The sequence below is a fragment of the Oleiphilus sp. HI0086 genome (genome assembly GCF_001635225.1).
Genome location: NZ_LWFZ01000743.1, coordinates 1 through 17,090 on the forward strand (window position 1 = coordinate 1; position 17,090 = coordinate 17,090).

Here is a 17,090-nt window from a genome sequence, read left to right on the forward strand (position 1 = left end):
TGAGTTTTTTAGGCACACCAAACTAGCCTATCAAATTGAGCTACTAAGAAGAGAGTTTCCTTCCGTATACCTTCAGCTAGACACTGAAGAGACATCAGAAGAAATTTATTCCGTCGTTTTGCCTAATAAAATAGGTCCATATACGGACGGCGCTCATATGCCAAAGAGACTGGCCGAAGAATTCTTAACTAAAAATGAACTAGCTGTACTTGTCAGGAACTACAAACATGATTGATCTATCAGTTTTATTTGAATCAAACATCAACACCACCTTTTTTGCCTTTATCGGTTTTTTCACTCTCGCTACCTTGGCGGTGTGGCTCAAGGTCATGACTGTAGACAAGAAAGATAAGGCAAAGCTACAGGAGGAGTTATTAGAAAGTACTCCCGCGCAACTGCTAAAGTCGAAACATGGTATTGTTTCTGCGCAAAATTCTGGTCCAATTTGTATTCGAAAGTGGCCAGAAGCACTTGAAGAAAAGAGTCTTGGCTTCGACTGGATGCCCGCCTTTGTAACCTCCTTGGGCGTACTAGGGACCTTTCTTGGAATTAGTTACGGCTTAAGTGATTTGGAACCACTTGATTTGCATGCCAAAGGCTCTTCCGACAAGTTACTAGCTTCGATTGGTGGGCTGTTAGAAGGTATGAAAGTCGCATTCTATACCTCAGTAGCGGGTATTATTGGAGGTCTGGTCTTGAGCTTGTTACGCCACACCATATTTTTGAGAAAGGTTCGAAACCAGAATATTGAATCAATCAAAGCCTTAGAATCAAAGGGTTTTAGATTATTCGATATGTCTGACATGGTGGCGAGTATGGGTAGTAATGACATGGTTGATGCTGCACAAGCCATGGCGGAATCGGCTAGGTCATTTAATGCTGATGCGATTGCTGACAAAATGACTAGCTCACTTTCTCCGATGTTAGAACGTATAGGTGAAGAGCTTAATGTCTTAAGTGAAATAAAAAAAGAAAATGGCGAGCAGGTACTACAAAAGATGATGGATGACCTTAGGTCTCAAGTAATTGAACCAATTCAGGTGCGTCTAGAAAGTACAGCGGGACTTGTTGATCAGAGCACTACTTCGGTTACTAAACTAACAGAATCACTTTTGCCGCTGGGAGAAGAGCTCGACCAGACAGTAGACAAACTGCGCGAACATCAACAGGAGTCTATTGCTAGCATCGAAAACGTTCTAAATAGATTCCAACAGGAAGTAGGAGAAAAACTAAGTCAGCAGCTCATTTCGGCAGGTGAAATTCTCAATGAAACCTTGGAAAAGCTAAACACCGATCTTGGGGCGCACTTAGAAACGCTGAATGCGCTGGCTACACAAATGCCGTCATTAGATGCAGAGTTAGTTGCTTCAATAGAGGCTGTGTTGAATCAGGTGGTCGGCACATCACGTGAATTGCTCAAACAAATTCAAGAAGGCTCTGATCACCAAAACGCCCAACTGAAGGAACTCTTAAACGAGGTAGCCAATTATCATGGTTCAAGCAGAGAGTTTCTTGATGAGTACATTAAGTCAGTTAATAAGTCATCGACTGATGTGCACGCCAAGCTCTTGAATGTAGCACAAGTTCTAGCAACCGCGGCAAGTATTGCTGATTCTACAGAGCATTCAAAGGATTTGACGCATGAGCCAGCATGATGCAGTGGAGTCTGATGCACATTGGATGTCAATTGGGGATTTGATGTCGGGTTTGATGATGATTTTCGCCTTGCTCGTTGTGGCGACTATGTTACTTCTTAGCCAGCGTCACGAACAAAGCCAACAAAACCGTATTTTTGTAATTCAAGCGATTAGTGAACAGCTTAATGCAGATGGTATCCAGGCAGAGATCAATCCTGAAACAGGAGATATTACAATTATGGATAATATCTTATTCGGGCACGATTCAGCGAAGCTTTCTGCGGAGGGTGTTAAATTCCTAAAGCGCTTTATTCCACTGTACGCGAGAGGTATTTATAAGAACCCTGACGCTGCAGAAGAAGTCGTGCGCGTAATTGTTGAAGGACATTCGAACAAAGTAGGGGATTACGGTTATAACATGCAGCTTAGTTTGTTACGTGCCAATGCAGTTATGCAGAATATTCTTAGCTTTGAGTTTCCTCATAAGACCAAATTAATGAACAAGCTCACAGTGACAGGTAGAGGCGAGACGGAAGCTAACCAAAAAGTAGCAACGAAAGCGGACCGGAAAGTAATGTTTCGCCTTCAATTTAAGGGAACTTATGAAGAGGCGGTTAGGTTGTTAAAATGATTACTCTAGGGGGATTTAAACCATCTACTAAAGCTTGGGACTCGCTTTCTAATTCTCTAGGTTCCTTCAAGGGGAAAAGTTTTTCTGGAGATAATTTGGCGCTCAGAGCAAACTTCAGTGTTAAAGGTAGCGACGAATTATTAGCTCTAATTAGGTCTAATAAGTTCAAACACCTTTCAGAGTTTGATTTGCTCATGCTTATTAGCAACGACTTTTGGGATGAGTTAGATCAGGAAGAAGCTAAGTCCCTTGCAAGCTCTTTCTGGCGTTATTACTCAAAAAACTCAAACTTAGCAGTTAAGGTCTACTACTGGTATTTCAGCAAAAAAAATGTATTCAAGAAGCCGCTTAACGTTGCGGCAAAAGAGTGTAAGAGTCATCCACATCTTTATTCTCAATGCATGAAAGGTTATTTCGATGGCGTATGCAGAGAAATGTTTCAAAGTGATGGGGCTCCTGTCGAATTTTTCTTAAAGCAAAACTTGCCATTTGCAGCCTTACTGAAACTAGCTCGATTTAGAAAGTCTATTGCCAAGGTGTATTGGGAAGGACACGCAGGGCAAAATGACTTAAAACTTGTTCAAGTACTAAATTCTGCAACTAAGCCTGATGAAAAATATATTCTGAATTTCGTTCTAAAAGAAAGATTAGACAATAAGGTGGCACATAAAGCCGATCACAGTTTGAAACAGAAGTTGATAGCGCATTTCGATGTGGAGGCTATTGACAAGTACTACGCAAAACTTAGATTCGCTCAGATGACGGATATGCTGCTTTTTAGAGAACAGCAGAATTTTATTTCGAAGAAAGATACTTCTCAGTTTGTCGCTTGTGGATTTCCTCAAGTCACTTTTAAAGATAGTGATAAGTTAGCTTTTAAACATTGGCTTAGTACGAAATTCAAGTTTGCTAACCAAATTCAATTATCCTTTAAACATTCCTATCTTGTTACCCAAAACTATTATAGAGCGCTAGTGATTAGTTCTGCCGGTAGTCTAAGTATTAAAAGCTCAAATCCAGCTTCCTTAGATAATTTCGTATTGTTTGTTAATCGTGCTGGCTCGTTTGTTATTCTCTATTTGCCAAATAAGACTGAACCATACATCGAACTTGCGGCAACAATTGGAGAAATAAGAGACGAAGTAGAACTTTTATCCGTGCTAGAGTCGAATCGGCTGTCCGTCAGCTGGTTTAAATCTAACACTCGCATTATGAATCATATAAATCATGAAAAAGGTTGGGAGAAGGTTCTAGCGAATAAACTTGTGCATTTAAATCTCGTAGAAGAAAAAGCTTTAGAATTTTATATCAATCGAACCTAGGATCCCTTTTTGAATATCTACGATCAGCAGTGGACTACCGGCAGTATATGTAGCTTAAGTTCTGTATAAAATTTGAATAAAGGAAAACAATATTGAGTAACTTCGCAATAGGTATATTGAGTTTAATAGTCTTGTACGTTTCCTTAGTATCGCTAGCCTCACTAATAAAATTTGTTTTGAAAAAGCTAGAATATGAAAGGCATATTAACCAAGAAAAACTAAATCAGATAGCTCGTGATAAACCGTATTCTGAACATCCAGTTGTTTTTAACTGCACAGGCCACCCAAACCGTACCTTAGCGCTCAGGTATGGAGTGATGAATGCTGAAAATGGAGTTGAGAAAAATACGATTAGACTTGTTAAACAGGGGCTTGTTCAAGGTTTTGAGGGTCGTGGTCATTATTATGCTGAGCTCTGTGATTATGAAAACACGAAGGTCAGAGTTGTTATCAACGAGGGCTCTGATTACATCAATACTTTTTATCCGTTAAGTGACGAGGAATGGTTCCAAAAATATGAAACATTAGAAAAGTTATTAAAGAATAACGATTCGTTTACTTTAAAGGAGCTAGCAAAATACCATATAGATGTTGTTGTAATTCCAGGGTTAAAAGCCTCATAAGGTCAATGCTTAAGTTAAACCTTATTAGTCAAGTTTGCAGCGTGCATTGGTTATCCAGGTCCAATGCTTATAGCTGGTTTCTCTTTTGGTTCTATTTGTGTGTCTATAACACCAAACACTCGTGTCCCTCACTTGTCCCTAACTTTGTTGCAGGCTGCACAGTAATATTATTTCCAATTCAACGAGTAGACGAAAAAGTTTATTCGTAATAAGAACCGAGCACTAATCTGAAATAAAAGGAAGTAAACATGGCAAACCTGGAATACGTAACAAGCAATAAATTAACAATAGAAGCAGATGCGCAAAAAAGAAAAAGTCGTAAAGGGGTTATGATCGTCGGCCTGATATTAGCGCTAGGTGCCTTGTTTTTACACCCAGTAGCGGCAGCCATAGTCATGGTTTTTGCTCTGATTTCTTGGGGCTCCCAAAACGGCAGTCAAACTCTTAGAGCTGGAGCAGTTGGTGAAGACATAACCATGAATGTGTTAAGCCATTTACCTGACTCATACACGATTTATAACCAAGTGGACCTACCGAACGAAAAGTCACGAACGGGCTTTAACGAGGCTGATATTATTGTAATGGGGCCCGATACAGTTTTTGTGATTGAAGTGAAACACAATAACGGCTCAATTTATGGAACAGAAGGTGATAAAGATTGGCATGTACAAAAGGTAGGTCGAGGCGGTACGCCTTATTCTAAAACGATGCGTAACCCAATCGCACAAGTTAAGAAGCTCGTTTGGTTACTTTCTGATGATTTGAAGAAAAAGAACGGCCGAGCGTGGGTTCAAGGTGTGGTTGTATTCTCGAACCAAGATTCTTCTGTACGAGTTAGACATTCAGGGAATGTGCCAGTGCTTAATTTAAGCGAGTTAAATAGGTATATCCTGTCTTACCAAGCTAAATCACGGATTGTGAACCACTGCAGTGTTGAAAGCACACTAAAGGATTTAAAAGCCGCCTAGATGAAAGTAAGTTCATCGGTTCAAAAATTATATGGAGATTAAAAAATGATTGATGTTGTTCGAATAATGTTGGTATTTCTACCAATTGCGATATTAATAGGACTTGTGCCCTTTTTATTCCTAAAGATCGCAAAGAATGCAAGTACTGATAGGTATGACTCGTCTGGCCTAAGCAAAGAAATTGCTAAGTCAGCGGTCTCGCGCAGATTTTCTTGTAAGGATGAACCTTTACTGTATAAATGTTTTGGGCATCCGAATAGAACATTAGCTTTACGTTATGGGATATTAAATCAGTCTAAATTAAGTGGAGAGGTCCGTGAAAACGATACGATTCGTCTTCTAAAAATGGGATATGTTGATGGGTTTGAGGGTAGAGGGCATTATTGGGCTGAACTTGTCGACTTTAATAATGCAAAAGTTAGGGTCGTTATCGAAGACGGTGCAGACTTTGTAAATACTTTCTATCCCGCCAGTGATCGAGAGTGGTTTGAAAAGTATAAGGCTTTGGAGCAGATTCTAAAGAATGCAGAGGCTTTCACACTGAAGGAGTTAGCAAAGTATCATTTAGACCTAGTCGTTGTTCCTCGGCTGCTTAACAATAAAAAGGAAATAATTGATAGTCAGAAAGAGGTGTCAAAATGCAATTAGCAGAACTGATCACCGATATTCTTGTGATACTTTTTACCTCTAGTATTACCGCGCTGGTAGTTAGAAATTATTACATTAAAACGATATCCGAAGGCGAGGAAGCTTATCGAGAACTTTATGAATATGCTCAGCATATGGAATCTCAGATTAACTGTCCGTCTAATGTCCCTAACTGACATAGCTCTTAACTCGTAAGATTATCTCAAGCGTTACGACATACGCGATACAACCTACTTGGCTTGTAAGGTATTTGAAAACTATGGCGGTAGGTTAGAGCTTCATTACTATAAAGAACACGGTTATTTAACATGGATATCAAGACAACTAGCACGCACGAAACCTTAAAGAAGTATTTCGGATACGATTCTTTTCGCTTAAATCAAGAAGACGTCATAAATCGTACGCTCAACCATGAATCTAGTTTAGTAATTATGCCAACGGGTGGCGGTAAGTCTATTTGTTATCAGCTGCCGGCCATACTTTTAGAAGGTTTAACAATAGTCATATCTCCACTTATTGCACTTATGCAAGACCAAGTCTCTTCTCTAAAGGAGAATGGAATTAAAGCAGAAGCTTTGAATAGTTCATGTAGCGAGGCTGATATCCAAATTATTCAAGAGCGTGTAGCTTACGGTGATATCAAATTACTATATGTGTCACCAGAAAAGGCACTTACCTGGGGATTTATGCAATGGATTCAATCTATCAAGGTCGATCAGATTGCGATAGACGAGGCGCATTGTGTCTCGGTGTGGGGAAATGACTTTAGACCTGAGTACACGCAACTTAGCCAATTAATAAGATTATTCCCAAATATTCCTGTTGTGGCTTTAACTGCGACAGCTGATGCGGCCACGCAAAAAGATATTAAAATCCAGCTTGGCATTTACGAAGCAAAAACATTCTTATCTAGTTTTGAACGTAAGAACATAGAAATTGATGTGTTGCCTGCGAAAAAGCGTATAGAGACAATTAAGAAGTTTGTGAAAGCACGAGAGGGGAAAGCGGGTATTGTTTACTGTCTTAGCAAAAAGAACACTGAACAAGTCGCGGCGAAGTTGCAACAAGAAGGGATTGCTGCTGCTTATTACCACGGGGGAATGGGAAGCGGAGAAAGAGCTCGCGTTCAAGATCAGTTTATTAAGGATGAGATACAGATTATTTGCGCGACGATAGCATTTGGTATGGGTATCGACAAACCGAATATTCGTTGGGTTATTCATCACAATCTGCCAAAGAATATTGAAAGCTACTATCAAGAGATTGGTAGAGCTGGCCGCGATGGTGAAGCTGCAGAAGCTCTATTGTTCGCAGGGTATAATGATATGACAACACTCAATAAGTTTGTTGATGATATACCCAATCAGTCACATCGAAACGTTCAACGTTCAAAACTAGATCGCATGTGGGAATTCACGCAGACCTCTAGCTGCCGCACAAACTTTGTTCTTAATTACTTTGGTGAATATAAAGAGGCACATTGTGGCCATTGTGATCACTGCTTAAACCCTCCAACAACTTTCGATGGGTCTTTGATTGCACAAAAAGCAATTTCTGCGTGCCTTAGACTAAATCGTCTAGGAAAGTCAGTTGGGGCTAATATGCTTGTTGATGTTTTGCGTGGATCGAAGCGTCGTGAGCTTGTTGAAGAAGGATTTAATCAAATTAAGACATATGGCGCTGGCGCTGACTTGTCTTGGAAAGATTGGATTCAATATATCACCCAGTTGATAGATCGAGGATACCTCGGTATTGATTTCTCTAATAGAAATGTACTGCAGCTCACAAGCCTGTCTAATGATGTCTTGAAGGGGGAAACTAAAGTATTACTGTCTAGGCTCGCTGATCCAAAGGCGAAGAAAGTAGTAGAGCAAGTTGCTATGGATGCAGACTTATCTAAAGAGCAAATCACTTTGCTCGAGAAACTCAAAGAGCTACGCAACAAGATTGCAAAGGAGGCTGATTTACCTGCTTACACGATTTTCAACAATGCGTCTTTGAAAGACATGGCTATTAATATGCCTTCCTCGAAGGACGATTTTAGTAGTATAAGCGGCGTCGGAGAGAGCAAATTAGAAAAATATAGTGATGTATTCGTGAAGATGATTGCTGAATATATTTCGGCTAATGGAATTACTAAGCCTCAGAAACTTTCGAAAGTTGTGAAAAACGCTCCAAAGAAAAAGTTAAAGAAAAAACTAGATAAGAAATTTGTTGATAGAGATCTTTCTGAACACGAGATGGTTTTACTAGAAGAGTTAAAGGGCTTGAGGTATAAAATCTCTACTGAGATGTCTCTCCCTGCTTTTACCGTGTTTTCGAATGCAGACTTGCAGCAGATCGTTTTGCAATTGCCAAAAACATCAGCTGACCTGATAAATATCAAAGGTATTGGGCAGCTTAAAGTTGATAAATTTGCTGATAGTTTTTTGCCTGTCGTGATCAAGTTCGAAACTGAAGGGAAGGAATTTGCACCCGAATACACGCGAATACATACCACAAAACAAAATAATTCTAGTGAGTTTACTGTCCCTAGTTTGACCGCTACTAATATTGAGACCTTAGATCTATACAAACAAGGCAAAACGATCACAGAAATTGCTGAAGCGCGTGAACTAAATGTGTCAACGATCAAAAGTCATCTTTTTCGCTTAGCTCTTCATGGCGAAGATGTAGAGTTATCCAGCCTCACTTCAGAAGATCAGAAAGAAAGGGTTCTAACAGTATGGAATGAGCTTGGTAGGCCAGATGGTTTGAAAGAGATATACGAAGGCTGCGAGCAGCAAATTGATTACCCTGAAATTAGGTATGCAATTAGCTTGGCCTTGCTTGAAGAGCAGGTAGCTTAATTCTTACGACTAAGATAGGTTTTATGGACTGTTTTTGAGTTGTTGTAAGGTCTTTATCGCGTTGAAGTTCAGGTCGTATTTTTGATAAAGCGCTATTAACGCCCACATATAATTTTTACTTGAGTGGTCTTTGATAGCCGTATCTAAAGATGCCTTTTCACTGAGAAAAGCTCTTTCACAATTTGATGATAACGGCGATAGTTTGAAAGAACCACCCGAACTCTCGATCACTATATCAGTTATGTTTGGCGCGCTTGTGGAGCCTTCGACTGTGGCGCATGATTTGGCAATTAGGCCCGATAAAGCAGAGTTTTTGCTCACAGATTCATTTAGGTTCTGATACTTGGAGTAGCTTGGGATACTAACTGATTCTAGGTTTAGAAGAGACGCCAAGGATTCTATATTTTGGTTACTGATTTGAACTCTGCAAAGCTCGAATTGTTCTGTCGTACAGGTGTTAATGTCTGAATCATTTCTAGTCGAGATCGAAGCTGTAGGGCGGTTTTGTATGGTATATAGCGAAGATAGTTTATTCTCAACAATTTGCTTTTCCTTTACTGGGTTAGTTGAGGAAGTAATTAGATAAGATCCAGACGGTAGTTTGTTCCAGTTTTTTTCGTCTAGATCAAAAATCGTTACAGAGCCTTCTACGTACAACTTACTTCGATTATATATAAACTGGCCTTTGCTTATAGGGTTACAGTTAGCGTGTTGGATTACGCATGTACTGCCATTTAGATCGATAATTATGGCTGCCGCCTTATTGTCATCGGTATTGCTGTGGGCTGTGATTGCGAGAAAGCTCAACACTATAGAAGATATTAAATTAGAGAATCCCTTGCTCATTTGGAACCATATAATTGAAGATAAATACATAGCGCTTAATAGTACAAGAGTACAGACTACTTTTCTTCAGTTTGTCGTGAATTTCAAGAGCGCGTTTAAGTTTTCGGTAGTTATGTGCATAGTGATTCTATGATGCGAAATGATTGTGCATGGAGTCACAAAAATATCGTTAGAAATGGATAGAATACGCCCAAATTTTATTTAAAGTTTTGAAGGTTCAAAAGGATGTAACTTATGAAGTACGGCTTGTCGTTAGTATATATATTTTGTATTACCGTATTAATTGGGTGTGCATCGTCGCAGCCTAAAATGTCGCCGGTCTTGAGAAACGCTTTTATTCAGGCTCAAACGGAATTTGCGATAGGAGACAATAGTAAGGCCATAGACCTCTGGAAGGTTGCCGAAAATATTGCTATGACTGAGTCAAAAGATAGCGAAAGCGACAGTGTTTTCAGTGCAAGAGCCAACTTAATTAAAGCATATTTAAGAGCGGGATCTCTGGCAGAAGCAGAAGAAGTTGTTAAAGGAAGTGAGCGTCTATCCTCCATCATGCCTAAATTGAAACAAGAATTCTATTTAGAAGGAGGTGAATCGCAAGAGGAAGGAGAATACGATAGAGAATACAAGCAAATCTCTCCCTATTTACCGAGAGCTAATCAATCTAAAGCTAACTTGTTCAATGTCACAGCTAAAGAAAAGGTTGGACAGTTTTATCTAAAACATGGCCAATATGAAAAGGCTGATCGATATTTGAGCCCAGCATTTGACTTCATTAGTAACTTTTTTGTTCAAAGTGCTAATGCAAATAATGGATTTTCCCAGGTGGTAACTGCGTTATCTGCTATGGGGAATGCATCCAGTAAAAAGGATTCCAATGAGAATTTGGGGTTAGCGCTTGGTGTGGTCAAGCAGAAACTTGGCAAGATAGATGAGCTAGAGCATGTTTTTGCAGCGGCGCATGAAATAAGTTGTGATATTTCAACAAGGGTTGACCCTAAAGCTCATGATGTTCCAGAAGAAGGTGTGTTCGCCGGATGTATGCGCACGCTTTATCACTATGCAAACCTTTTTGCAGCGAGTGGTAAACATGGGATAGCTAAAGAGCTTTATCTAAAAGCCCTTAAACTTCAGAAAAAGACGACGATTTTTAGGCTTCTCGCTTTTTCGGTGGATGAAAAGAAAGATCGTGATTATCTACAGTGGGTTAAAGGCTTAACGAACGCAGCTTTTCAACACGCTGTTCACTCGAAAGTATATTCCCACTCAGAAATCACAGAGCTTTATTTGCATCTTTCAAATCTGAAGGGGCAGTTACTCTCGATTGACTCTGAAATACTAAAGAAAGCTCGTAAATCTTCTAATCCAGATATACAAAATAAGTACCATGAATTTGCTAAAATAAGCGATGAATTTGACGAGCTAGTTTTATCTGGTGCGCGTACTGACTTAGAGGCATACAATAGATTAATGCTTAAAAAAGCAGAGGCCAGATTAAAGCTCAAACGAACTTTTGCATTTAATCATCCTGAACTATTCGAAACTAAGAATATTGATCAATTCCTTGGCGCAATGAGCCCTGACGATGTGTTTATCGACATAGTTAAATTGCACTCTTTTAACTACGAATCTCTTTCATTCGAAGGGGAGACTTATATAGCAGTTGTAGCAGAAACCTCTGGTCAATTGGAGATGGTAAATTTGGGGGATGCAGTTAATATCGATGATGCTGTAGGCACTTATCATGCAACTATTAACAACTCGCTGGCCAAAGGGCTTGAACCGCAAAAACTCGATTTAGATAAAACGCTGGAGAGCATATACGATCTTACATTATCAAAGTTAGATAATTTGGTTGAAGGAAAATCGACTTTATTAGTTAATGCTGATGGCGCTTTTCATTCAATGCCATTATCTATTCTAAGAAAGAATAATCGTTACTTGCTAGAAGACTACAAAGTTGTGTATGTGCAGTCTCGTAGTATTGATAACAAACAAAAAGTTCGATTGCCTGAAAGCTTTGTTGTGGTAACGGATCCTGATTATAACTCGCCATCTGCTACCCAGTCCTTTTCAACGAGAGCAATTCAAACCATCGCCCGCGAAGTTCAGCAGTTTTCAGCACTACCTGAAACAAAACATGAAGGTGAAGAAATATCTAGAGTCTTACGAGGCAAGTCTTCAATAATATCGCTCACAGGCAAAGAAGCTTCAGAAGCTAACTTACGTAAAGTGTTAGCAGATGACAAGGGTCTTAAGGCGCTCCATATTGCAAGTCACGGCTTTTTCTTACCTGCTGATAATAATATTCCGCCTGCTGCTTTTGTAAATAAATTAAATAAAACAATCTCAACAACTTATATCAAGAAAGATAACCCTATGCTTCGTTCGGGTATTGCATTAGCTGGTGCTAATGATGAAACATCTAAAAGCAGTGGCGCTGGCTTATTGACAGCGAGTCAATTCAGCACGATGGATTTGGATGATGTATATCTTGCTGTGCTCTCTGCCTGTAATACAGGATCCGGTGACATTCAATCTGGTGAAGGGGTGTTTGGGCTTCAGCGAGGCTTGCTAATGGCTGGTGTTGATAATCTAGTACTGAGTTCCTGGTCTATACCAAGCGATGAAACTGTCTTATTGATGGGGCGATTCTACGAGCATTTAGTGGCAGGGCAAGATGTCAGCGATGCTCTGAGAACAGCTCAGCTTGATATGTTAAAAGTGAACAGTAATCCATTCTTTTGGGGAGCATTTACGAGTCTAACTACAGAAATCGTAAACTAGTTATTTCATACAGGTAACAGCGGCTCGACATAATAGAGAGCCGCTTTTTGTTCTTCTAAAATCAGTTGTCCTCCTACTGTCCCTAACGAAATTGATCCTCAAATCGTAATCTAGTTTCAAGCGTTACGAGAGACGCTTTACAAATTAAATTACTTTTTGAGGATATGAAAATGACAACTGAAATTATAACTGCACTTATTACACTACTTACCGTTGCCACCTTTACTGTCTGGTACAAGGTATATAAGGAAATTACAAATCCCGCGATAAGAGAACATGAATCACCAACCAATCGTGTAACGAAAATTGCTTGTCGCCCTGAATTTGATCTCCAGCGTAAGCTAGTTAACATTCAGACTCAAATCAAAAAAGAACTATCTACACCTGAAATTAGCAAACATATAAAGAAAGCTAACACTAACGAAATGAGGAACGATAAGTTCCGTTGGATAGATTTGCCTTACCTAAAGTTCGACTGTTTAGATGCACCTGATATGAGCACTTATAGCCAGTTTGCATCAATTAAAGATTTTGGAAGCGAAGACGTAAAAGAAGAAAGTGTACAAGAAAGGTTTTTGCCTAACTTTAAATATGATTTAGCTGAAATATCGATTGACTCAAAAACATTTTGCTGGAGTAAGGCGTTCGTAAAGCCCGATGCAGTGTTCTATGACAAGGATAAGGATGAGTACATTGTCGTCGAGTATAAGAGCAGAGAATTTTACACACTCGCCTCTTTAACACCACTTGCTGTCTTCCAATTATTAGTTTCAGCCGAGGTTGTTCGTAAGCATATATTTGAGCGTACTGGTGATAAAGGAAGTCGTAAAAAGATAAAAGTGAGAAGCTTTATGCGCCTAAACAACAAAGTTATTGAGGTTAAAGGGTGGCAAGCAATGATTCAGCATGTATTGGCTATGGTACCTGAAGTGCTGAAAGCTCGTGGAGGAAGTAGTATTTCTGCGAGCGAACTGTCTAGATCGTTCGTGTTATTCGATAGTGTGTTTAAGTTCAAGCCGCAGAACCAGGAAGATGCTCGTTTCCTCGGCCAGCTGAATCATATTCGAATCGCTAAGACAAGTGAGAGAAATACTAAGGCTGTCAAGACAACACAAGATAATGACGGTGAAATTTCAACAACAACCAAGTGCCCTTGCTAAGCGTAGATTAAAAAAGGAAATCGAAATGATGATGAACTTAATTGAAACCAAGACATCAATTGGCTCTTTCACGGAAGTTCCAACTGAAACATATGAAATGGACACGAGTTTGCTGGAATTGATTAATAGTATTACCGAGAACAGTAACTTGTTGAGAGGTGTGGATCGCACAAATTTGAAAGAATACCGTAAGAGCGCAGTGAAGGAATATATGTCATTTATGAAGGGGTTTACGCCGTCAGAAAAAGCACAACTAATTGTGGATTATGCCTCCGGGAGTGGATGGTGCGATCATTTTATTATGACAGGAACCAAACTAGACAATATGGCAAAAGGAATTGGTAATATCCCTGCTTGGGTAGTAAATAGCGCTTTCGAATTGCTTCTAGAGAGGGGCTGGCGACCACGCGTTGTCGATTCAGATAATGCCGAAGTCTGCCAGCGATTAGAAGATATTTTTGCGCTATTTATCAACTACTGGATTTCTAAGAAAGGACCTTTTCTATCAGTGGAACAGGTTTTAGGGTCTCTGCCAAAAAGTGTCGACTTAGCGAGAGCGGAGAAATGGACGAGTTTCTTTGCTTGTAGGTTAGGTCGGAAGGAAGGTTTAGGTTTACTGTGCTGCATTACTGCCCCCAATGGTGAGAGAATAAGTGAGGACTTTAAAAGCTTTAAGGCTCTGGCTGAAGCGTCCAAAGAAATTATTAAGAACACTCAGTGTCGTGTTAGCTTCAGCTATCCGAGCAGATAGTGAGGTTTGAGTGGTTGCATAAAAGCAAAGGGAAGTGCTTTTACCTAACCGCTAAAATCGTTAATCTAGTCTCCTCAAAACCGACAACTTAGTAGAAGTAAACACATACAATGGATAGTCTCCAAATTCACCGTTTTTTATCTAGATTTAACCGTGCATATCTTTCAAGAGTGTCGCTGATTGTCTTTCCCATTTTGATCGTGTTGGTAATTGTATTTAACATTCCCTCAGTACAGCACTCTACGCAAATTTGGGATGAGAAAGTCCGGCAGTATGCTTGGNATTTAAATACTAATGATTCATTAGATAGTGATTTGCGTATTTCTATTCATGATTTATATACATCTGAAACGTTTAATGCTTCCACCGATCTGTATAAACAACGATATGCCTCATACAAATTAGCCGAGTCTTTGAATCTATATTGTAAATTGGGAGTCCAGAATCTTGCTTTCGACTTTTTTCTAGAAGAAGAAACGTGGGTGGGAAAGCATCTTTTAGCTGATGAGAAAGATACTCAAGAATTATTAAAGTCACTCTCATGTTTTGAGGCAGTTTGGGTGCCAATTAGATCGCTGGACCGTAATTGGAGCTTACCTATATCGCCTATTGCACAGTTGGACAATGTAAGGTTCGCGCATGTGAATACTCATGAAAGCGTCCTTTACTCTGTGAACGAAATAAGCTCCACAACAAGAGGGCAACTGAGTGTGCCTTATATGGCAGAAGCGTTAGCCGCACGTGGTGAAGTAGATTCTGAATTACTGCCCATTTTGCCATCGAACGGGTTGAGTTCTTTTCCTCGTATGCGGTTTGAAGATCTAGAGGTGTTTCTACCGCTGGCTAATGTTATGCCTGCCCAGTCTCTCCAAGAGTTGTATGTAAAGTACTTTAGTAATGCAGATAATGACGTTGCGCTTCCTGACACTGTATTGATCGGTTTTACCCATGATGCGCAAGATCAGCATGATGTGGCATATAACAAAGGTGGCCCGATTAAACTGCCTCATATTGTTACTACTCCGTCTGGCCAAGTAAATAATAATTCGGCTGACTCAAACGTGATATTTTATGGAACCGAGCCTACAGTAGCGTTTACTCCAGGTGTTTACATTCTAGCTTCTACGGCTATGGCGCTGGCTAGTGATAGTGGATACGCCTATTTAAATGGCCTGGATGTCTTTTTTCTAGTTGCCCTCATCTTATTTCTTTTCCTTTTAACCTATTTGACAACAGGATTAAACAGCAGCTATAAAATTGCTGCCAGCTTTGTATGTAGTGCTTTCGCTTACATTCTTGTCAGCTATTTATGTCTTTCGAATTTATCGCTTCTTTTGCCTATCGGGCTACCATTGTCATCACTCTTTATATTGTGGTTAGTAGTCGACTTTAAGTATGGCTCTGGTTTACTTAGCCAGCTTGGGGATTTACTCCGCTCCAACCAATCTACCGATATTAGTGAGCCTGGACAACTATCCAAGCCTTGTGTGGTTGTGATGGCTGAGTCAATCAGGGATAGCCATGTAGACTCGTACAAGCGTCTAGTCAGTTCGATCGATATCCTCACTTACTGGGTGCAATTGTTGGCGCTGATTAATCTGGCCGAGTACTTTGAAAAACATCCTTCTGAAAGAGACAAGATAGATAAAGGGGTTTGGAAAAAGTGGCGTCGCCCAACGCTTGGCAACTATTTGCACATATTCAGAGATATTTGTAAGCAATACTCAAATATTTCGGACGCGGTTGGTTCATCACGCTTCCCTCAGCTTTACCATTTGACTAGGCAGAAAGGGGATAGCGGCATTGAGAGTCTCTTATTTCGTATTATTGATATTCGCAACGAATGGAAGCATTTTGCTTCTACGGGATATACCGAGGCGCAGATTCAGGACGCTTTAGATGAGGTGTACGATATTGAACAGGGCTTGAGTAGTGCGCTAAGTTTTCTAGACTCCTTTGCCTATATTAAACCCAAGAAGTTCAAATCAGAAAATAACGGCACTTACTACTGGGATTGCCTAGTGTATTCTGGCGCAAGTACATATATCGATGAGTTTGCTACTTCCGATAAGCTGGAGCTTGATAAGCTTTATCTTTTTGATACTCGTAAGTGGGGTAGCTTCAACAATACACTTTGCCTTGAACCCTGGATATTCGCGGGTGAATGTCGACACCACCACCGTGAAGAGCTGTTCTTCTTCAGTGGACTTGAAAATGATGGTGCTTCACGTCGTTATTCAAAGAACATTAAGTATGCCGGGTTAACAGAGAGCTGTTGTCCTGAGGGTGAGCCACAGATTGGTGATGAACTGTTTAAACTATTGGCTCGTTAAGACCGAGTACTTCGAATCTAGTCATATAATTCTTCGCTAGTCTTAGGTTATGAAGGGATCCATTGTCCCTTTAATGTCCGGTTAAACCTCTTCAAGAATTTATTAAATTTCTTCCTGTACTACGAGGCGCTAGAGCCTTGCATAGGCATTAGCCCGTGTTATTTCTCTAGCGCAATTTAAATGTAAATAGAGGAAGAAAAATGGATATACTCAAAGTTAATGATTTAAAAAATAGAAAAGAAAATAAGCAGCTTATATTTACTTATATGTTGCACTTAAATGCATGGATTAAAGCAAACTTAAAGGAAAGGATTTCGATGAAATTAAAACATCTCTCAATTATGTTATTGCCGGGTTTACTAGCTGCTTGTAGTGGCACACTAATTTTGGCCACCTAATTAGAGGTGATATTATCACCATCAACTAACTAGGTATCAAAATGAGCAAACGAACAAGACCAACATACTCTCCAGAATTTAGACTCGAAGTTGCACAAGAAGTTGTTGATAAAGGGCGCAGTGTCCGAGATGTCGCGGAT

General features: G+C 39.9%; 14 protein-coding genes. All 14 read left to right on the forward strand.

The annotated features are described in order from the left end of the window. A partial coding sequence (locus tag A3756_RS28705; protein ID WP_231875534.1) for a hypothetical protein occupies positions 1-235 on the forward strand: 235 nt, incomplete at its 5' end. Then, positions 228-1,655: a hypothetical protein gene (locus A3756_RS12560; protein ID WP_068511981.1), complete on the forward strand. Its 1,428-nt coding sequence runs from the start codon at positions 228-230 to the stop codon at positions 1,653-1,655. The genes A3756_RS28705 and A3756_RS12560, both read left to right, overlap by 8 nt. Continuing rightward, positions 1,642-2,268 carry an OmpA family protein gene (locus A3756_RS12565; RefSeq protein WP_068511984.1) on the forward strand — a complete coding sequence of 209 codons (627 nt, stop codon included), beginning with the start codon at positions 1,642-1,644 and terminating at the stop codon, positions 2,266-2,268. The genes A3756_RS12560 and A3756_RS12565 overlap by 14 nt, the downstream gene beginning before the upstream one ends. Then, entirely contained in the window at positions 2,265-3,590 is a 1,326-nt protein-coding gene (locus A3756_RS12570) for a hypothetical protein (RefSeq protein WP_068511987.1), read from the forward strand. Before A3756_RS12565 ends, A3756_RS12570 begins: the two co-directional genes overlap by 4 nt. A gap of 92 nt (positions 3,591-3,682) precedes the next feature. Beyond that, entirely contained in the window at positions 3,683-4,213 is a 531-nt protein-coding gene (locus A3756_RS12575; protein ID WP_068553613.1) for a hypothetical protein, read from the forward strand. A 248-nt stretch (positions 4,214-4,461) separates the two neighbouring features. Beyond that, positions 4,462-5,181 carry a nuclease-related domain-containing protein gene (locus A3756_RS12580; RefSeq protein ID WP_068513207.1) on the forward strand — a complete coding sequence of 240 codons (720 nt, stop codon included), beginning with the start codon at positions 4,462-4,464 and terminating at the stop codon, positions 5,179-5,181. A gap of 45 nt (positions 5,182-5,226) precedes the next feature. Then, positions 5,227-5,829, forward strand: coding sequence for a hypothetical protein (locus A3756_RS12585; protein ID WP_068513210.1), 603 nt, complete (start codon positions 5,227-5,229; stop codon positions 5,827-5,829). Further along, a complete protein-coding gene (locus A3756_RS12590) occupies positions 5,820-6,005 on the forward strand; it encodes a hypothetical protein (protein WP_068513214.1) in 186 nt (61 codons plus the stop codon). Before A3756_RS12585 ends, A3756_RS12590 begins: the two co-directional genes overlap by 10 nt. A gap of 132 nt (positions 6,006-6,137) precedes the next feature. Continuing rightward, positions 6,138-8,678, forward strand: a complete 2,541-nt coding sequence (recQ, locus tag A3756_RS12595; protein WP_068513218.1) for a DNA helicase RecQ — start codon at positions 6,138-6,140, stop codon at positions 8,676-8,678. 1,080 nt (positions 8,679-9,758) lie between these two features. Continuing rightward, complete coding sequence (locus tag A3756_RS12610; protein ID WP_068513226.1) at positions 9,759-12,308, forward strand: CHAT domain-containing protein; 2,550 nt, start codon at positions 9,759-9,761, stop codon at positions 12,306-12,308. Between the two features lie 170 nt (positions 12,309-12,478). Then, on the forward strand, positions 12,479-13,468 hold the full coding sequence (locus A3756_RS12615; RefSeq protein ID WP_068513229.1) for a hypothetical protein: 990 nt from the start codon (positions 12,479-12,481) through the stop codon (positions 13,466-13,468). Positions 13,469-13,493: 25 nt separating this feature from the next. Beyond that, entirely contained in the window at positions 13,494-14,219 is a 726-nt protein-coding gene (locus A3756_RS12620; RefSeq protein WP_068643086.1) for a hypothetical protein, read from the forward strand. Positions 14,220-16,752: 2,533 nt separating this feature from the next. Then, entirely contained in the window at positions 16,753-16,950 is a 198-nt protein-coding gene (locus A3756_RS12630) for a hypothetical protein (RefSeq protein ID WP_068553616.1), read from the forward strand. 41 nt (positions 16,951-16,991) lie between these two features. Further along, a partial coding sequence (locus A3756_RS29260; protein ID WP_368664583.1) for a transposase occupies positions 16,992-17,090 on the forward strand: 99 nt, incomplete at its 3' end.